Here is a 21,401-nt window from a genome sequence, read left to right as displayed (position 1 = left end):
ACACCTCCACCCGGTCCAACCACGACTCGTCCTCACCGGTCAACACCGACACGACATCCACATCCAGGAACGGCGCGAACGCCCGCTGACACTCCGCGAGACGCGCATCGAACACCGGACAACGACCAACCAGACCCGCCGCCATCCGCGCCGACTGACCACCCTGACCCGGGAACACGAACACCACCCCGGCACCAGTCTCGCCGGCCGGTTCGGTCACCACGTTCTTCGCCGACGTGCCGGTCGCCACCGCGTCCAGCCCGGACAGCAACTCCTCGACGCCCGCCCCGACCACGGCGGCCCGGTGCGCGAAGGTCGACCGGGTGGTGGCCAGCGACCAGCCGACCGCCGCCGGGTCGAGCCCGTCCCGGTCGCGCAGGTGCCGGGCCAGCCGGGCCGCCTGGCGGGTCAGGGCGGTCCGCGACCGCGCCGACACCGGCCACACCGTCACGTCCGCGTCCACCAGACCCGGCGCGGTGTCCACCGGCGGCGCGATCTCGTCGGTCGCCTGCTCGATGATGGTGTGCGCGTTGGTGCCGGACACGCCGAACGACGACACCGCCGCCCGGCGCGGCCGGTCCACCTCAGGCCACGGACGGTTCTCGGTCACCAGCTCCACCGCGCCGGCCGACCAGTCGATGTGCGGCGACGGAGCGTCCACGTGCAGCGTCGCCGGCACGACCCCGCGCCGCATCGCCTGCACCATCTTGATCACACCCGCGACACCCGCGGCCGCCTGCGTGTGACCGATGTTGGTCTTGATCGACCCGAGCAGCAGCGGCACGTCCCGGTCCTGCCCGTACGTGGCCAGCAGCGCCTGCGCCTCGATCGGGTCACCCAACGTGGTGCCGGTGCCGTGCGCCTCCACCACGTCCACGTCACGCGGGGTCAACCCCGCCGACGCCAGCGCCTGCTGGATCACCCGCTGCTGCGACGGACCGTTCGGCGCGGTCAACCCGTTGGACGCGCCGTCCTGGTTCACCGCCGAGCCGCGCACCACCGCCAGCACCGGGTGTCCGTTGCGCCGCGCGTCGGAGAGCCGTTCGAGGAGCAGCATGCCCACGCCCTCGCCCCAGCCGGTGCCGTCGGCCGCCGCCGCGAACGCCTTCACCCGCCCGTCGGCGGCCATGCCGCGCTGGCGGGAGAACTCCACGAAGAGGCCCGGCGTCGCCATCACCGTCGCGCCACCGGTCAGGGCGAGGTCGCACTCTCCCTGACGCAGCGCCTGCACGGCCAGGTGCAGCGCGACGAGGGACGACGAACACGCCGTGTCCACCGACACCGCAGGTCCCTCCAACCCCAACGCGTACGCCACCCGACCCGACACCACGCTCGCCGCGTTCCCGGTGCCGCCGAACCCCTCCACCTGGTCGCCGGCCACCACCAACAGGGACCTATAGTCCTGACCGTTCGTGCCCACGAACACCCCTGTTCGTGAACCCCGCAACGACCCCGGAACGACCCCTGCCCGCTCCAGCACCTCCCACGACGACTCCAGCACCAGCCGCTGCTGCGGGTCCATGGCCAGCGCCTCACGCGGGCTGATGCCGAAGAAGGCGGAGTCGAAGTCGCCCGCGTCGTACACGAAGGCGCCCTTGTCGGTGTACGTGGTGCCGGGCTTCTCCGGGTCCGGGTCGACGAGGCGGTCGAGGTCCCAGCCCCGGTCGGTGGGGAACTCGCCGACGGTGTCCACACCGTCGGCGACGAGTCGCCACAGCTGCTCCGGATCGGTGACGCCGCCCGGGAGGCGGCAGGACATCGCCACGATCGCCACCGGGTCGTCGTCGACCGGCACGGACGGGGCGACGGTCCCGGTGGCGGCCCCCGTGTCGCCGAGCAGTCCGGCGAGCAGGAAACGGGCCAGCGTCACCGCGTTGGGGTGGTCGAAGACCAGGGTCACCGGCAGCGGCTGCCCGGTCGCGGCGACGAGCCGGTTGCGCAGCTCGACGGCGGTCAGCGAGTCGAAGCCGAGGTCCCGGAACGCGGTGCCGGCCGGGATCGCGGCGGCGTCGTCGTGGCCGAGCACGTCGGCGGCGAGTTCCCGGACCAGGTCGGTGAGGGTCTCCTCCCGCCGGTCCGGGGTCAGCTCGGCCAGTCGGCGACGCAGCGTCGCCGCGACGCCGTCGTCCTCCCCCGCGTCGGCCGGCACGCCGCCGTCGAGGGCCGCCTTCGCCTCCGGTACGCCCTCCAGCAGCGGCCGACGCCGGGCGGAGGCGTACGTGGGGGCGAACCGGGACCAGTCGACGTCGACCACGGTGAGGGTGACGTCGTCGTGGTCGAGGGCCTGGTGGAGGGCGCTCATCGCGATGGTCGGGTCCATCGGGGGCACGCCCCGGTCGCGCAGCTTCCGGTCGGAGTCGGCGGTGTGCATGCCGCCCTCGCCCCACGATCCCCAGGCGACGGCGGTGCCGGCCCGTCCGTCGGCGCGCCGCTGCTGCACGAGCGCGTCCAGGTAGGCGTTGCCGGCGGCGTATCCGGCCTGACCAGCGCTGCCCCAGGTGGCGGCGATGGACGAGTAGACCACGAACGCGTCGAGGTCCTCGTCGGCGAGGAGGTCGTGCAGGTGCGCGGCGCCGGTGGCCTTGCCGGCCGCCACCTCGGCCAGCTCGGTGGGGGTGACCGCCATGAGCGGGGTGGTCTGTGCGACGCCGGCGGTGTGCAGGACGACGCGTACCGGAGGGCCGTCGGCCCGGACGCGGTCGAGCAGGGCGGCGACGGCGGTGCGGTCGGCGACGTCGCAGGCGGCCACGGTGACCCGGGCGCCGAGGTCGCGCAGCTCGGCGGCCAGCTCGGCGGCACCGGGGGCGTCGGGGCCGCGCCGGCTGACCAGCACGAGGTGCTCGACGCCGGCCGAGGCGAGCCAGCGGGCGGCCCGGGCACCGAGACCACCGGTACCGCCGGTGATCAGCGCGGTGCCGGTGGGCGTGAAGCGCCGGACCGGGGGACGGCCGCCGAGGCCGGCGCGGACCAGGCGGCGGACGAAGACCCCGGAGGCACGTACGGCGACCTGATCCTCGCCGTCCGCCCCGGCGAGGACGGCGGCGAGCCGGTTGGCGGCCCGGCTGTCGAGGCGGGACGGCAGGTCGACCAGGCCGCCCCAGCGGTGCGGAGCCTCCACGCCGACGACCCGGCCGAGGCCCCAGATCGCGGCCTGCCCTGGGTCGGCCAGCCGGTCGTACGAGGCGACGGCCACCGCGCCCCGGGTGACCAGCCACAGCGGCGCGTCGACGCCGGCGTCGCCGAGCGCCTGCGCCAGGGTGAGGGTGGTGACCAGGCCGGGCAGGACGGCATTCCCGCCGGCCGGCGGTTCCCAGGCGAGCAGGGAGACCACTCCGGCCAGGTCGACGCCGGCCAGGGACGCGGCGAGCCCGGCCCGGTCGGCGTCGGCTCCGACGGTCAGCGGCCGGAGGTCGGCTCCGGCCCGGGTCAGCGCGGACCGGACGTCGTGCACCGCCGGGTCGTCGTCGAGGCCGGCGGGCAACGCCAGCAGCCAGGTGCCGTCGAGCCGGCCGGCGGTCGGTTCGGGGGTCACCTGCCAGTCGGCCCGGTACCGCCAGCCGTCGAGCAGGGAGTGTTCCTGCTGCTGGCGTCGCCAGCCGGCGAGAACGGGCAGCAGGGTGCGCAGCGAGTCGACCGCCTCGGCGTCGTCGACGGCGAGGGTGCCGCGCAGGGCGTCCAGGTCGGCGCGTTCGACGGCGTCCCAGAAGCGGTGGTCGAGCAGGTCGGCGCCGGTGACGGGAGCGGCGGGTTCCCCGGCCGGCACCCAGTAGTGCTGTCGCTGGAACGGGTAGGTGGGCAGGCCGAGGAGGCGACCGGAGCCACCGGCGAAGGCGGGCCGCCAGTCGACCGGTGTCCCGGCCACGTACACCTCGGCGAGGGCACGGTGGAAGCGGCCGAGGCCGCCCTCGTCCCGGCGCAGGCTCCCGGTGACCGTGACGGCGGCGTCGGCGGCCTCGACGGTCTCCTGCATCGCCATGGTCAGCACCGGATGCGCGCTGACCTCCACGAACGTCGAGTAGCCGGCCGCGACCAGACTCCGCACCGCCTCGTCGAACCGCACCGTCTGCCGCAGGTTCCGGTACCAGTACCCGGCATCCAGGGCAGCGGTGTCCAACCACTCCCCCACCACCGTCGACCAGAACCGCACCCCACCACTGCGCGGCGACAACCCGGCCAACAGCTCCAGCAGCCGCTCCCGCAGCGGTTCGACGTGCGCCGAGTGCGACGCGTAGTCCACCGGCACCCGGCGGACCCGAACACCCCGGGACTCGTACTCCGCGACCAGCTCGTCGAGGGCGGCCACGTCACCGGAGACGACGACCGAGGTCGGCCCGTTGACGGCGGCGAGGGCGAGACCGTCCCAGCGGGTGACCGTCGCGGTCGCCTCGTCGGCCGTCGTGGCGACCGACACCATGCCACCGGCACCGGCCATCTCCGCGATGACCCGACTGCGCAACGCCACCACCGCCGCCGCGTCGTCCAGGCTCAACGCCCCCGCGACGTGCGCGGCGGCGATCTCCCCCTGCGAGTGACCCACGACCGCCGAGGGGTGGACCCCGTACGACTGCCACAGCGCCGCGAGCGACACCCCGACCGCGAACAGCGCCGGCTGCACCACGTCGACCCGCTCCAGCGACGCCGCGCCCGGCACGCCCCGGACGACGTCGAGCAGCGACCAGTCCACGTGCGGACGCAACGCCTCCGCACACGCGGTCAGCTTCTCGGCGAACACCGGAGCGGTGTCCAGCAGCTCGGCGGCCATGCCCACCCACTGCGACCCCTGCCCCGGGAAGACGAAGGCGACCTCACCGGTCGCACCGGCGACCCCGGTGACCGCCTCCGCCACCGGACGGTCGTCGGCGATCCCGCCCAGCGCGGCGGTCAGCTCGTCCCGGCCGGCGGCGAACACCACGGCGCGGTGTTCGAGGGGCGAGCGGGAGACCACCGAGGTCCAGGCGACGTCGACCGGGTCGGCGTCGGCGGCGACGTACCCGGCCCAGCGCTCGGCCTGCTGCCGCAGCGCGGTACGGGTGCGGCCGGTGAGCAGGACGGGCGCGGGCGCGGCCAGCTCCGGTCGGGTGGCCTCGGCGGGGACGTCCTCGGGCTGTTCGAGGATGATGTGCGTGTTGGTGCCGCTCATGCCGAACGAGGAGACGGCGGCCCGGCGCGGCCGGTCGACGGCCGGCCACGGGGTCGGTTCGGTGACCAGGTCGACCGCGCCGGCCGTCCAGTCGACGTGCGGGGTCGGCTCGTCGACGTGCAGGGTGGCGGGGACGAGGCCGTGCCGCATGGCGTGGACCATCTTGATGATCCCGGCGATGCCGGCGGCGGACTGGGTGTGCCCGATGTTCGACTTGATCGAGCCGAGCAGCAGCGGGGCGGCGTCGCCCCGGTCCTGCCCGTACGTGGCGAGCAGCGCCTGCGCCTCGATCGGGTCGCCGAGCGTGGTGCCGGTGCCGTGCGCCTCGACCACGTCCACCAGGTCGGGGGTGAGCTTCGCGCCGGCCAGGGCCTGCCGGATGACCCGCTGCTGGGCGGGACCGTTCGGGGCGGTGAGCCCGTTCGACGCGCCGTCCTGGTTGACGGCGGAGCTACGGATGACGCCGAGCACCGGGTGCCCGTTGCGGCGGGCGTCGCTGAGCCGTTCGAGCAGCAGGACGCCGACGCCCTCGGCCCAGCCGGTGCCGTCGGCGGACGCGGCGAAGGACTTGCACCGCCCGTCGGCGGCGAGGCCGCGCTGCCGGGAGAACTCGACGAAGGCGCTCGGGGTGGCCATGACCGTGGCCCCGCCGGCCAGGGCCAGGCCGCACTCGCGTTCGCGCAGCGCCTGGCAGGCGAGGTGGACGGCGACGGACGACGACGAGCAGGCGGTGTCCACGGTGACCGTGGGGCCTTCGAGCCCGAACGTGTACGCGATCCGGCCGGAGACGACACTGGCGGCGGTGCCGGTGAGGACGTACCCCTCGACGCCGGGGGCGCGGTGCATGACGGCGGCGTAGTCCTGGCCGGAGGTGCCCACGAAGACGCCGGTGCGGCTGCCGCGCAACGACAGGGGGGCGATACCGGCGCGCTCGAACAGTTCCCAGCTGACCTCCAGCAGCAGCCGCTGCTGCGGGTCCATGGCGACCGCCTCGCGGGGCGAGATGCCGAACAGGGCGGCGTCGAGCTGCCCGGCGGCGTCGAGGAAGCCGCCCGACGCGGCGTACGAGGTGCCGGGGTTGTCGGGGTCGGGGTGGTGCAGCCGGTCGAGGTCCCAGCCCCGGTCGGTGGGGAATCCGCCGATGGCGTCGCCGCCGTCCGCGACGAACTGCCACAGCTCCTCGGGCGAGTTGATGCCGCCGGGGTAACGGCAGCTCATGGCGACGATGGCCACCGGCTCGGACTCCTCGGCGGTGACCTCACGCAGCCGCTGGCGGGTCTGGTGCAGCTCGGCGACGACCCGTGTCAGGTACTCGCGGAGCCGCTCCTCGTCCGACACGGTCGGGCGGGGACCCTCGTTCTCCACCGGCACGTTCGCCATGGTTGTCTCACTTCCTCGTTCTGCAGCGGTACGTGACGCGTGCCTCAGGAGAGCCCGAGGTCCCTGTCCAAAAGATCGAAAAGCTCCTGGTTGCTGGCGGTCCGCAGCCGGTCGGCCACGTCGGCGGCCCCGTCGGTCCGCTCGCCGTCACCCCGCTCGGCGGTACCGAGGCGCTCCAGCAGCCGGTGCAGCCGCATGGTGATCCGGACCCGGCCGATGTCGTCGGCCTCGCGGCCGGCGAGCGCCTCCTCCAGCCGGTCGAGTTCCTCGACGGTGGGCAGCGCCTCCACGGACGCCTCGCTGACCAGCTCGGCGCGCAGGTGCTCGGCGAGGGCCTGCGGGGTCGGGTAGTCGAACACCACGGAGCTGGCCGGACTGAGCCCGGTGGCCTTCGCCAGCCGGCCGCGCAGCTCCACGGCGGTCAGCGAGTCGAAGCCGAGGTCACGGAAGGGCCGGTCGGCCTCCAGGGCGTACGGGCTGTCATGGCCGATCACCTCGGCGGCGGCGGTGCGGATCAGGTCGACCAGCAGCCGGTTCTGCTCGGCGGTGGTGAGGTCGGCGAGCCGCTTGCGCAGGCCGGTGAGCACCTCGTCGCCGTCGCCGGCCGGGTCCGGTCCGGTGCGCAGCGCCGCCACCTCCGGCAGGTCGCTGATCAGCGGACGGGGCCGGGCGGAGGCGAAGACCGGGGCGAAGCGGGACCAGTCGACGTCGGCGACGGTGAGCACCGTGCCGTCGCCCTCGATCGCCGCGCGCAGGGCGGCCATCGCCGGCTCCCGGTCCAGCAGGGACACACCGCGTCGGCTCATCGCCACCGCGTGCTGGTCGCTGACCATGCCGCCGCCGGACCACGGTCCCCAGTTGACCGAGACCACCCGGGCCCGCCCGGCGGGCCGGGACTGCGCCCACGCGTCGAGGAACGCGTTGCCGGCGGCGTACGCGCCGTGGTCGCCGACGCCCCACGCGGCGGCGATGGAGGAGAAGTAGACGACCAGTTCCAGGTCGTCGGGGTCGAGGAACTCGTCGAGGTGCCGGGCGCCGGCGGTCTTGCCGGCCACCACGTCGGCGAGTTCGTCGGTGTCGACCACGCTGACCGGGTTGAGCCGGCCCACCCCGGCGGCGTGCACGACGGCGTCGACCGTCTCGCCGTCGCGCCGCAGGCCGGCGACGAGGGCGGCGACGGCGTCCCGGTCTGCCAGGTCGCAGGCGACGACGCGACCCTGCGCGCCGAGGTCGGTCAGCTCGGCCAGGGTGTCGGCGACGCCGGGTGCGTCGCCGCCGCGCCGGCTGACCAGGATCACCCGGCGGGTGCCGTGCCGGGCGAACCAGGCGGCGGCGTACCGGCCGATGGCCCCGGTGCCGCCGCTGATGAGCACCGTGCCGGGCGGCTGCCAGGCGGGGGTGTCGGGCAGGTCGACCCGGGCGGCCCGGACGAGCCGCCGCAGGTGCGTCCCGAGGGGGCGGACGGCGATCTGGTCCTCGGCGTCGGTGTTGGTCAACGCCCGTAGCAGGTGTCCCTCGACGGTCGGGTCCAGCTCGGCCGGCAGGTCGAGCAGGCCACCCCAGTGGGCGGGGTGTTCCAGGGCGGTGACCAGGCCGAGACCCCAGGTGGTGGCCTGGGCGGGGTGGGCGATCGGGTCGCCCGGTCCGGTGCTGACGGCCTGCCGGGTGAGCAGCCAGAGAGGGCCGGTCGGGGCGGCGTCGGTGACCGCCTGGACGAGGGCGAGGTTGCCGGTCAGTCCGGCGGGGACCGCCGGGTGGTCGGGGTGCGGTCGCTCGTCGAGGGCGAGCAGCGAGACCACCCGGGACGGGGTGCCGGTGCCCGGGGTGAGCATCCCGGCGAGGCTGCTGCGGGTGACCGTGGCCGGGTCGACGGCCACCGTGCGGACCGTGCCGCCGTGCCCGCCCAGCAGCGCGGCGATCCGGTCGCCGGTTCCGGTGGCCGCCCCCTCCGGGACGACCAGGAGCCAGTCGCCGGTGACCGGGCCGGCGGCGGGTTGCCGCTGCGGCCAGGTGATCCGGTAGCGCCAACCGTCGACCAGCGCGTCGGTCTGCCGCTGCCGGTGCCAGTGGGCGAGGGTGGGGAGCTGGGCGCGGAGCGGCTGGTCCGGGTCGACGCCGAACCGGGCGGCCAGCCCGTCGCCGTCCTCGGCGGTCACCGCCGCCCAGAACGCCTCGTCGACGGTGCCGGCGGTCGACGCCGGCGCGGTGGCGCCGACCACGGTGCCGTCACCGACCGGCCAGAACCGCTGGTGCCGGAAGGCGTACGTGGGCAGGGTGACCGGGTCGGCGGTGGGCAGCAGCGCCGCCCAGTCGACCGGTACGCCGTGACAGTGCAGCCGGGCCAGCGCGCCGAGCAGGGTCGCCACCTCGTCCCGGCCGTGCCGCTGCACGCCGGTGACCAGGGTGCGGGTGTCGTCGGGCAGGGCGTCGGCGGCCAGCGCGGTGAGCACCGTGTCCGGGCCGACCTCCAGCAGCGTGCCCACCCCGAGCGAGTGCAGGTGGGTGACGGTGTCGGCGAAGCGGACGGCGTCCCGGACGTGCCGCACCCAGTAGTCGGGGGTGCGGATCTCGTCGGGGTCGGCGACCCGGCCGGTCAGGTTGGAGACCAGCGGGACGGTCGGGGCGGCGTACTCGACGGTGGCCGCGACGGCGGCGAACCCGGCCAGCATCGGCTCCATCAGCGGGCTGTGGAACGCGTGGCTGACGGCGAGCCGCTTGACCCGTACGCCGAGGGCGGTGACCTGCCCGGCCAGCTCGGTGAGCGCGTCGACGTCGCCGGAGACCACCACGGCGGCCGGGCCGTTGACGGCGGCGACGGCCAGCCGGTCGGCGTACGGGGTGAGCAGTTCACGTACCTCGGCCTCGCCGGTGGCGACGGCGAGCATCCCACCGCCGGCCGGGAGGTCCTGCATGAGCCGTCCCCGGTTGCCGACCAGGGTGCAGGCGTCGGGGAGGGTGAGCACCCCGGCGACGTGGGCGGCGGCGATCTCGCCGACGGAGTGCCCGGCCACCAGGTCAGGGGTGATCCCCCAGCTCTCCACCAGCCGGTACAGGGCGACCTCGACGGCGAAGAGCGCGGCCTGGGTGAAGACCGTCTGGTCGAGCAGGGCGGCCTCGGCGCTGCCCTCGGGGGCGAAGAGCACCTCCCGGAGCGGTCGGGGCAGGTGGGCGTCGAGGTGCTGACAGGCCTCGTCGAGGGCAGTGGCGAAGACCGGGAACGTCCGGTACAGCACGCGTCCCATCCCGGCGTGCTGGGCGCCCTGGCCGGAGAAGAGCACGGCGAGGGTGCCGCCGGGCTCGGCGACGTCCCGGGTGAGGGCCGGGTGGCCCTGCCCGGCGGCGAGCGCCCGCAACCCGGCCAGGTACGTGTCCCGGTCGTCGGCGAGCAGCACCGCGCGGTGCCGCAGGTGCGACCGGCCGGTGGTCAGCGCACGGGCCACGGCGTCGTCGGTGGCCGTCCCGGTGGTGGCCCAGTCGGCCAGCCGGGCGGCCTGGGCGCGCAGTCCGTCCTCGTCGTTGCCGGAGACCGGCCAGGGCAGCAGCGGCAGCGCGGCGGCACCGGGGTCCGCCGGGGTGGTGTCGACGGCGGGCTCCGCCGCATCGTCCGGCTCCGGGGCCTGTTCGAGGATGACGTGGGCGTTGGTGCCGCTGACCCCGAAGGCCGACACGGCGGCTCGGCGTGGGCGGCCCGCGTCGGGCCACGGGGTGGGCGCGGCGAGCAGCGCGACGGCCCCCTCGGACCAGTCCACGTGCGGGGTCGGCTCGTCGACGTGCAGGGTGGGCGGGAGCACGTCGTGCTGGAGCGCCATCACCATCTTGATGACGCCGGAGACACCGGCGGCGGCCTGGGTGTGGCCGAGGTTCGACTTGACCGACCCGAGCAGCAGCGGCCGGTCGGCGGGCCGGTCCTGCCCGTACGTGGCGAGCAACGCCTGCGCCTCGATCGGGTCACCGAGCCGGGTGCCGGTGCCGTGGCCGTCGACGACGTCCACGTCGGCGGGGTCGAGCCGGGCGTTGGCCAGGGCCTGCCGGATGACGCGCTGCTGGGCGGGGCCGTTCGGGGCGGTGAGCCCGTTCGACGCGCCGTCCTGGTTGGTGGCGGAGCCACGCACCACGGCGAGGATCCTCCGGCCGTCCCGGCGGGCGTCGGAGAGACGCTGGAGCAGCACCAGTCCGACGCCCTCGCCCCAGCCGGTGCCGTCGGCGGCCCCGGCGAAGGACTTGCACCGCCCGTCGGAGGCGAGGCCCCGCTGCCGGGCGAACTCCAGGAACGGCCCGGGGGTCGCCATCACGGTCACGCCGCCGGCCACCGCGGCCTCGCACTCCCCGGCGCGCAGCGCCTGCACGGCCAGGTGCAGGGCGACCAGCGACGACGAGCAGGCGGTGTCGACGCTGACCGCCGGTCCCTGGAGACCGAAGGTGTAGGAGAGCCGTCCGGAGAGGACCGCGGCGACGTTCCCGGTGGCCTGGTAGCCCTCGGTCTCGGTCCGGGCGGCCATCAGCAGGGTCGCGTAGTCCTGGCCGTTGGTGCCGACGAAGACGCCGGTGTTGCTGTCCCGCATGTCGGCGGGGGCGATGCCGGCCCGTTCGAACAGTTCCCAGCCGGTCTCCAGCAGCAGCCGCTGCTGCGGGTCCATCACCAGCGCCTCGCGCGGGGAGATGCCGAACAGGCCGGCGTCGAACCCGCCGACGTCGCCGATGAACCCGCCCTCGCGCACGTACGAGGTGCCGGGGGTGTCGGGGTCGGGGTCGTAGATGGCGTCGAGGTCCCAGCCCCGGTCGGCGGGGAACGCGGCGATGGCGTCCCGCCCGTCGGCGACCAGCCGCCACAGGTCCTCGGGGCTCTCCACCCCGCCCGGGTAGCGGCAGCTCATCGCGACGATGGCGATCGGCTCGTCGAGGGCGCCGACGGCCCGGGTGGGCGCGTCGACAGGCGCGGTGACGCCGAGGATCCGGTCGGCGAGCCAGCCGGCGAGCAGCGCCGGGGTGGGCTGGTCGAAGACCAGGGTGGCGGGCAGTTTCAGCCCGACGGCCTCGCCGAGCCGGTTGCGCATCTCCACCGCGCTGAGCGAGTCGAAGCCGATCTCCCGGAAGGGCCGGTCCGCGCCGACCGCGTCGGCGGAGGCGTGGCCGAGCACCGCCGCGGCGTGCACCCGGACCAGGTCCAGCAGGGTACGGCGGCGTTCCGGTTCGGCGAGACCGGCGAGCCGGCCGCGCAGCGGGGACGCGTCGGCCGGTTCCTCGTCGTCGCGGGTCCGGGCGGCCAGGTTACGGGCCACCTCGGGAATGTCCTCGATGAGCGGTCGGGGGCGGGTCAGCGCGTAGGTCTGGTGGAACCGGTCCCAGGCGATGTCGGCGACGGCGAGGGTGACCTCGTCGGACGCGAGGGCCTGGGCGAGGACGGCGACGGCCAGGTCGGGGCGCATCGGCCGGACGCCTGCGCGGAACATCTGGTCGGCGCCCTCGGCCGCCATCATCCCGCCGCCGTCCCAGGCCCCCCAGGCCACGGCGGTGGCGGGAAGACCCCGGCGGCGGCGGTCCTCGGCGAGGGCGTCGAGGAAGGCGTTGCCGGCGGCGTAGCCGCCCTGGAAGCCGCCGCCCCAGACGCCCGCGCCGGAGGAGAAGAGAACGAAGGCGGCCACGTCGTCGCCGAACGCCGCGTCGAGGTTGACGGCGCCGGCCACCTTGGCGTGCAGGCCGTCGGCGAGCTCCGCCACGTCGGTCCCGGCGAGCGGGCCGGCCTGGGCGACACCGGCGGCGTGGAAGACCGCGTCGATCCGGACGTCCTGCCCGGCGAGCCGGTCGACCAGGGCGTGCAACGAATCGGGGTCGGTGACGTCGCAGGCCGCCACCGTCACGGTCACGCCGAGGGCGGTCAGCTCCGACTCCAACTCGGCCGCGCCGGGCGCCGCCGGCCCCTGCCGACCGGTCAGCACCAGGTGGGACGCGCCGTCGCGGGCCAGCCACCGGGCCACGTGCGCGCCGATCGAGCCGAGGCCACCGGTGACCAGGACGGTGCCGGCGGGACGCCACCCGACAGCCTCCGGCCGGGCCTCGACGCCGGCACGGACGAGCCGACGGGTGAACAGGCCGGAGGCGCGTACGGCGAGCTGGTCCTCGTGCCCGACGCCGGCGAGGGCGGCGGCGAGCCGGCCCCGGGCCCGCCGGTCCAGGACGGCCGGCAGGTCGACGAGGCCGCCCCAGCGGTCGGCGTGCTCCAGGGCGGCGACCCGGCCGATCCCCCAGACCAGGGCCTGCCGGGGGTGGTCGAGCGGGTCGGCGCGACCGGTGGAGACCGCGCCCCGGGTGGCGCACCACAGCGGTGCGGTGATCCCGGCGTCACCGAGGGCCTGCACGAGGGCGAGAGTGCCGGCGAGGCCGACGGGCACGACCGGGCGCTCCGGGTGGTCGGCCTCGTCGAGGGCGAGCAGGGAGAACACGCCGGCGACGGCACCGGCGTCGAGGTCGGCGAGCTGCCCGGCGAGCGTCACGCGGTCCGGGTCGGCGACGGTCACCGGCACGACGTCCGCGCCGGCCTCGCCGAGGGCCTGGATGGTCTGCCCGACCAGGGCGTCCCCCACGTGCGCGGCGGACGCGACGAGCAGCCAGGTCCCGCCCAGCCGGGCGGAGGACGCGGCGGGCAGCGGCTTCCAGCGCACCCGGTACCGCCAGGCGTCCACGGTGGACTCGTCGCGGCGGCGCTGCCGCCACTCGGACAGCACCGGCAACGCCTCGCCGAGCGCCCGCGCCCCGGACTCGTCGACCCGCATGGCGGCGGCCAACGCGTCGGCGTCGGCGCGCTCGACGGCGTCCCAGAACTGGCGGTCGGCGGGGTCCTCGGCGGTGGTGGCCGGTCCGGTCCGCACCGGCGCCTCGGGCCAGTACCGCTGGCGGTGGAAGGCGTACGTGGGCAGCGGCACGGCCGGGCCGGTGCCGACGCCGCAGACGGCGGTCCAGTCCGCGTCGACGCCGTGGACGTGCAGCTCGGCCAGGGCGGTGAGCATGCGGGGCCAGCCGCCCGCGCCCCGGCGCAGGGTGTTCACCACGGCGGCCTCGGGCTCGCCGGAGTCGATGGTCTCCTGCATGCCGAAGCTGAGCACCGGGTGCGGGCCGACCTCCAGGAAGACCTGGTGGCCGTCGGCGAGCAGGTTGCGCACCGCCTGCTCGAAGTTCACCGTCTCGCGCAGGTTGCGGTACCAGTAGCCGGCGTCGAGGGTGGTGGTGTCGGTCGGTCGGCCGGTGAGCGCGGAGTAGAACGCCAGCTCGGCGGGGCGGGCGGTGATCCCGTCGAGGCTGGCCAGGAGCCGGTCCCGGACGGCCTCGACGTGCGGACAGTGGGAGGCGTAGTCGACGTCGAGCAGGCGGGTGCGCACGTCGTCGGCCGCGCAGGCGGCGGCCAGCTCGGCGAGGGCGTCCGGGGCGCCCGCGACCACGACCGACCCGGGACCGTTGACGACCGCCACCCAGAGTCGGCCGTCCCACCGCGTCAGCAGGTCACGGACCCGGTCGGCGGCCAGGGCGACCGACAGCATCCCGCCCTGGCCGGCGATGTCGGCCAGCACCTGGCTGCGCAGGGCCACGATCCGGGCGCCGTCCTCCAGGGAGAGAGCGCCGGCCACGCAGGCGGCGGCGATCTCCCCCTGGGAGTGTCCGACCACCGCGGCCGGCCGGACGCCGAGCGAGCGCCACAGCCGGGCCAGGGAGACCATCACCGCCCACAGGGTGGGCTGCACGACGCCGGAGGCGACCAGCGGCGGGGTGCCGTCGGCACCGCGCAGCACGTCGGTCAGCGACCAGTCGACCCAGGGCGCGAGGACGGCCTCGCACTCGGCGATGGACGCGGCGAACACCGGGGAGGTGTCCAGCAGGTCGGCGGCCATGCCGGGCCACTGCGAGCCGTGCCCGGAGAAGACGAAGACGGGGTTGCTGTTGCGCAGGGCCGTGCCGGTCACCACGGCGGGAACGGTTTCCCCGTCGGCGAGTGCGGTCAGGCCCCGGATCAGCTCGGCCGGGTCCTGGCCGAGCACGACGGCCCGGTGCGGGAACGCCGCCCGGGTGGTCGCGAGGGCGTACGCCACCTCGGCCGGTTCGATCTCGGGGTGCGCGGCGAGGTGCGACCGCAACCGGACGGCCTGCTCCCGCAGCGCGGGCCGGGCGGTGGCGGACAGCACGAGCGGGACGAGCCCGGCGTCGGCGGCGACGCCCGGGGAGAACTCGGCGACGACGGTGGACTCCGGGGCCTGCTCCAGCACGACGTGCGCGTTGGTGCCGGAGATCCCGAACGACGACACGGCCGCCCGGCGCGGCCGGTCCACCGCCGGCCACGGCGTCGACTCGGTCGCCAGGGTCACGGCCCCGGCGGTCCAGTCGACGTGCGGGGACGGCTCGTCCACGTGCAACGTCGGCGGCACCGTGCCGTACCGCATCGCCAGCACCATCTTGATCACACCGGCCACGCCGGCCGCGGCCTGGGTGTGCCCGATGTTCGACTTGACCGATCCGAGCAGCAGCGGCCGGTCGGCCGGCCGGTCCTGCCCGTAGGTGGCGAGCAGCGCCTGCGCCTCGATCGGGTCGCCGAGGGTGGTGCCGGTGCCGTGCGCCTCGACGGCGTCCACGTCGGCGGTGGTCAGCCGGGCGTTGGCCAGGGCCTGCCGGATGACCCGCTGCTGCGAGGGCCCGTTCGGCGCGGTCAGCCCGTTCGACGCGCCGTCGGAGTTCACCGCGCTCCCCCGGACCACGGCGTGGATCCGCCGGCCCTCGCGCTGGGCGTCGGAGAGCCGCTGCACCAGCAGCACGCCCACGCCCTCGCCCCAGCCGGTGCCGTCGGCGGACGCGGCGAACGACTTGCACCGGCCGTCGGCCGACAGGCCGCGCTGCCGGGAGAACTCGATGAACGTCCCCGGCGTCGCCATCACGGTCACCCCACCGGCGAGCGCCAGGTCGCACTCCCCGGAGCGCAGCGCCTGCACGGCGAGGTGCAGGGCCACCAGCGACGAGGAGCAGGCGGTGTCGACGGTGACGGCCGGGCCTTCGAGGCCGAACGTGTACGCGACCCGTCCGGACAGGACGCTGCCGGAGGTTCCGGTGCCGATGTAGCCCTCGACCTCGGCCGGCTGGTCCATCAGTCGGCTCGCGTAGTCGTGGTACATCACCCCGGCGAACACGCCCGTGCGGCTACCGCGCAGCCGCACCGGGTCCAGGCCGGCCGACTCGAACGTCTCCCACGAGGTCTCCAGCAGCAGCCGCTGCTGCGGGTCCATCGCCATCGCCTCGCGGGGGCTGATGCCGAAGAACGCCGGGTCGAACTCCGCCGCCCCGAACAGGAACCCGCCGTGCCGGGCGTACGACGTGCCGCTGTTGTTCGGGTCCGGATCGAACAACGACTCCAGGTCCCAGCCCCGGTCGGCCGGGAACTCGCTGATCCCGTCCCCGCCCGCGGCCAGCAACTCCCACAACTGGTCCGGGTTGTCCACCCCGCCCGGGAACCGGCAGGCCAGGCCGACGATGGCGATCGGCTCGTCGAGGCGGGTGCCGGTCGCCACCTCGCTCGCGGGAGCCACGGCGCCCCGCCCGCCGGCCAGTTCGGCGTACACCTGGGCGGCCAGGATCTGCGGGGTCGGGTAGTCGAAGACCAGCGTCGAGGCCAGCCGCAGGCCGGTCGCGGCGTTGATCCGGTTGCGCAGGTCGACGGCGGTCAGCGAGTCGAAGCCCAACTCCCGGAACGCCCGGTCGACCGGCACCGCCTCCGCCCCGCCGTGCCCCAGCACCTGGGCGACGAGGCCCCGGACGAGGGCGTCGACCTGGTCGCGGGCCTCCTGGGGGTCCAGGCCGGCCAGCCGGTCGGCCCAGTTGCCCCGGCCGGCCTGGCGGCGGGCGGGGACCGCGCCGAGCAGCGTCCGCAGCAGCGACGGCACCCGCCCGGCGACGACCTGCGACCGCATCGCCGGTACGTCGACGACGGCGGGCACGAGCGCGGCCCGGCCCGCGACCACCGCGGCGTCGAGCAGTTCCAGACCCGTCTCGGCGCTCATCGGGGTCAGGCCGGCCCGCGTCGACCGGGCCCGGTCGACCTCGGACACCGACGCGGCCATGCCGGGTGTGTCCCACATGCCCCAGGCCAGGCTGACCGCCGGCAGGCCCGCCTGGTGGCGGTGCGTGGCGAGGGCGTCGAGGAAGGTGTTCGCGGCGGCGTAGGCGGCCTGGCCCGGGGAGCCGAGCACGCCGGCCACGGACGAGAACAGCACGAACAGGTCGAGGTCCAGACCGCGCGTGGCCTCGTGCAGCCACCAGCCGGCGGTGGCCTTGGGGGCCAGGACGGCGGTCAGCCGCTCCGGGCTGACCGCCGAGACCACGCCGTCGTCGAGCACGCCCGCGGTGTGCACCACGCCGGCCAGCCGGCCGGGGACGGCCGCGACCAGCGCGGCCACCCGGTCCCGGTCGGTGACGTCGGCGGCGACCACCTCGACCCGGGCGCCGAGGCCGGTCAGCCGCTCGGCGAGCGCGTCCGCGCCGGGGGCGGCCGGGCCCTGCCGGGAGACCAGCAGCAGCGACCGGACGCCGTGCGTGGTGACCAGGTGCTCCGCGACGAGGGCGCCCAGCGCCCCGGTGCCGCCGGTCACCAGCACCGTGCCGTCGCCGACGGTGGGCGCGGCGCCGGCCGGCGGGAGCGCGGCCCGGACGAGGCGGGGAGTCAGCACCACGTCGGCGCGCAGCGCCACCTGACCGCCGGTGGCCGGCAGGTCGTCGACGACGCCGGCCAGCACGGCGAGGGTGGCGGCGTCGGCGTCCCGGTCGAGGTCGGCCAGGACGATCCGTTCCGGATGCTCGGACTGGGCCGACCGGAGCAGGCCCCACACGGCCGCGCCGGCCAGGTCGGCGAGCCGGTCGGTGTCCCGGGCCACCACCGCGCCCCGGGTCAGCACCACCAGTCGCGAGTCGGCGAGGGCGTCGGCGGCCAGCCACGCCTGCACCGCCGCGAGCACGTCCGAGGCGGCCGTCCGGACCGACTCCGGCACGTCCACGCCGGACGGGGCGGCCACCGGCAGCACCAGGACACCCGGCAGCGACCCGGTGTCGGCCACGGTGGCCAGCACGGCCGGCACGTCGGCATACCCGGGCAGGTCGGCGGGGTGGGGTCCGGACGGGCCGGCGAGCAGCGCCCAGCCGGACAGGTCGTCGACGGGCGTGACCTCCTCGGCCTGCCAGGCGACCTCGAACATCGACCGGGCCGCGACGCCGGGGGCGGTCACTCCGGTCATCTCGCGCAGGACGAGGGTGTCCACGGACACGACGGGGGCACCCGCGCCGTCGGCGGCGACCAGTCGCACCACGGACCCGTCGCGGGTCAGCCGGACGCGCAGCGCCGACGCGCCGGACGCGTGGACCTGGACGCCCTCGAACGCGAACGGCACCCGGGGGCCGCCGGCCTCGCCGGCCAGCAGCAGCCCGACGGGGTGCAGGGCGGCGTCCAGCAGCGCCGGGTGCACCGCGAAGCCGCCCGCGGCCTCCGCGACGTCCTCCGGCAGGGCGACCTCGGCGTACACCTCGCCGTCGCCGGTCCACAGCCGGCGCAGCCCCTGGAACGCCGGCCCGTAGGTCAGTCCGCGCCCGGCCAGCGCGTCGTACCAGTCGTCGAGCGCGACCTCGGTCGCGGCGACGGGCGGCCACGCCCCGAGGCCGGGCTCGTCGGTGGCGGCCGGCTCCAGCACGCCCTCGGCGTGCCGGACCCAGCCGGCGTCCGGGTCGTCCTCGGCCTGGGCGTGCACGGTCACCGCGCGGGCGCCGGCGTCGTCGGCCGGGCCGACCCGCACCTGCACCCGGGTGCCGCCGGTGGTGGGCAGGAGCAGCGGCGCGGCGACGGTCAGTTCCCGGACCCGGGAGACGCCGATCTCGTCGCCGGCCCGCACCGCCAGCTCGATCAGCGCGGTGCCGGGCAGCACCACCGCGCCGGAGACCGAGTGGTCGGCCAGCCACGGGTGGGTGGCCAGCGACAGCCGGCCGGTGAGCAGCACCATGTCCTCGCCGGCGACGGAGACCGCCGCGCCGAGCAGCGGGTGCCCGGCCGCGCCCAGGCCGGCGCCGGAGACGTCGGCGAGCCGGCCCACCGGCTCCAGCCAGTACCGCTCGTGATCGAACGCGTACGTGGGCAGGTCGATGCGGCGGGCACCGGTGAGCAGGACGTCCCAGTCGACGACGAGACCGGCGGCGTGCAGTTGGGCGAGGGCCTCCAGGACGGCACGGGGCTCGGGCCGGTCCTTGCGGGCCAGCGGCACCAGCACCGCCGTCGGATCGGTGAGGCAGCTCTGCGCCATCCCGGTGAGCACCCCGTTGGGCCCCAGCTCGACGTACGTGCCGACGCCGGCCGCAGCCAGGTGGTCGACGGCGTCGGCGAATCGGACGGCCTCCCGCACGTGGCGCACCCAGTAGTCGGGGCTGCACAGCTGCTCCGGCTCGGCGACCCGGCCGGTCAGGTTCGACACGATCGGCACGGTGGGCGGCCGGAACGTCAGCCCCCGGGCGACCGCCGCGAACTCGGCGAGCATCGGGTCCATGAGGGCGCTGTGGAAGGCGTGACTGACCCGGAGCCGGTGGGTGGGCACGCCCCGCCCGGCCCAGTACGCGGCCACCTCGTCGACAGCGTCGGCGACGCCGGAGACGACCACGGCGGACGGGCCGTTGACGGCGGCGATGTCGACCCGGCCGGCGACGCCGGCCAGCGACCCGGTCACGGCCGCCTCGTCGGCGCCGACGGCGAGCATCGCCCCGCCGGCCGGCAGGGCCTGCATGAGCCGGCCCCGGGCGACGACCAGCGTGGCGGCGTCGGCGAGGGTGAGCACCCCGGCGACGTGCGCGGCGGCCAGTTCGCCGATCGAGTGGCCGACCAGGAAGTCGGGGACCAGCCCGAACGACCCGGCGAGCCGGAACAGGGCCACCTCGACGGCGAAGAGCCCGGCCTGGGTGAAGACCGTCTGGTTCAGCAGGGCGGCCTCGGCCGAGTCCTCCGGGGCGAACAGCACCTCGCGCAGCGGGCGGGGCAGGTGCGGGTCGAGCTGCGCGCAGACCTCGTCCAACGCGGACGCGAAGACGGGGAACGCGGCGTACAGCTCACGGCCCATTCCGGCGCGCTGTGCGCCCTGGCCGGAGAAGAGGAACGCGACCCGGCCACGGCCGGTGGCGGTGCCGGTGACCACGGCCGGGGCCGGCTCGTCGGCGGCGAGGGCGCGCAGCCCGGCGATCAGGTCGGTCCGGTCGGCGGCGAGGACCACGGCGCGCCGGTCCAGCCCGGCCCGGCGCAGCGCGGACGCGGCGACGTCGACCGGCCGGACGGAGTCGTCGGTGGCCAGGTGGTCGGCCCAGCGGCGGGCCTGCGCGGCGAGGGACTCGGCGCTGCGGGCGGAGAGCGGGACCGGCACCAGCGGCGGCGCGGCGGTCGGCGCGGCCGGCTCGGTCTCCTCGACGGCGGGGGCCTGCTCGACGATGACGTGGGCGTTGGTGCCGCTGATGCCGAACGACGACACGGCGGCCCGTCGCTCCCGGCCGGCCGCCGGCCAGGGGCGGGCCTCGGTGAGCAGTTCGACCGCGCCGGCCGACCAGTCGATGTGCGGGGACGGCTCGTCGACGTGCAGGGTGCGCGGCAGGACGCCGTGCCGCATCGCCAGGACCATCTTGATGATGCCGGCGGCCCCGGCGGCGGCCTGGGTGTGGCCGAGGTTGGACTTCACCGAGCCGAGCCAGAGCGGGTCGCCACCGGCGCGGTCCTGCCCGTACGTGGCGAGCAGCGCCTGCGCCTCGATCGGGTCGCCGAGCGTGGTGCCGGTGCCGTGCGCCTCGACCACGTCCACGTCCGCCGGGGAGAGCCGGGCGTTGGCCAGCGCCTGCCGGATGACCCGCTCCTGGCTGGGGCCGTTCGGGGTGGTCAGACCACTGCTCGCGCCGTCCTGGTTGACGGCGCTGCCCCGGATCACCGCATGGATGTGCCGGCCCTCGCGTTGCGCGTCGGAGAGCCGCTGGAGCAGCAGCACGCCGACGCCCTCGGCCCAGCCGGTGCCGTCGGCGGCGGCGGCGAACGACTTGCACCGCCCGTCGCCGGCGAGCCCGCGCTGCCGGGAGAACTCGGCGAAGACGCCGGGGGTGGACAGCACGGTGACCCCACCGGCGAGGGCGAGGTCGCAGTCGCGCTGGCGCAGCGCCTGCACGGCGAGGTGCACGGCGACCAGCGACGACGAGCAGGCCGTGTCGATGGTGACGGCCGGCCCTTCCAGGCCGTACGTGTACGCGACCCGGCCCGACACGACGCTGCCGGAGTTGCCGGTGCCCAGATACCCCTCCACACCCTCGGGCAGGTCCAGCACCCGGGAGGCGTAGTCGTGGTACATCACCCCGGCGAAGACCCCGGTGCGGCTGCCCCGCAGCCGGTGCGGGTCGAGGCCGGCGGACTCGAACGCCTCCCAGGCGCTCTCCAGCAGCAGCCGCTGCTGCGGATCCATGGCGAGGGCCTCACGGGGCGAGATGCCGAAGAGGGCCGGGTCGAACGCGGTGGCCTCGTAGAGGAAGCCACCCTTGTCGGTGTACGAGGTGCCCGGGTTGTCCGGGTCGACGGAGAAGAGTCGTTCCAGGTCCCAGCCCCGGTCGGTCGGGAAGTCCCCCACCCCGTCCCGGCCGTCGGCGACCAGCTGCCACAGCTCGTCCGGGTTGGTGACGCCGCCCGGGTAGCGGCAGGCCATGCCGACGATGGCCATCGGCTCGCGGTCCTTCGCCTCCACCTCGCGCACGCGCCGCCGCGCCTCACGCAGGTCCGCCGTGGCGCGCCGGAGGTAGTCGAGGAACTCTTCCTCAGTGGGCATCGAGCCACTCCGTATCGTGGTCGCAGGTCCGGGGCATC

General features: G+C 76.0%; 2 protein-coding genes. Both read right to left on the bottom strand.

Annotated features, from left to right (window positions below; genetic code table 11):
* Positions 1-6,520, bottom strand: a 6,520-nt coding sequence (locus tag QSK20_RS30805) for a type I polyketide synthase (RefSeq protein ID WP_285792135.1), incomplete at its 3' end; no start/stop codon positions are given.
* 44 nt (positions 6,521-6,564) lie between these two features.
* Positions 6,565-21,363, bottom strand: coding sequence for a type I polyketide synthase (locus tag QSK20_RS30800; protein WP_285792134.1), 14,799 nt, complete (start codon positions 21,361-21,363; stop codon positions 6,565-6,567).
* Positions 21,364-21,401: the final 38 nt, after the last annotated feature.

The organism is Micromonospora sp. NBRC 101691, from assembly GCF_030269285.1.
GTDB classification, from domain to species: Bacteria; Actinomycetota; Actinomycetes; order Mycobacteriales; family Micromonosporaceae; genus Micromonospora; species Micromonospora echinospora.
Note: the sequence above shows the minus strand (reverse complement) of the source record. Positions and strands in the feature narration are given on the sequence as shown.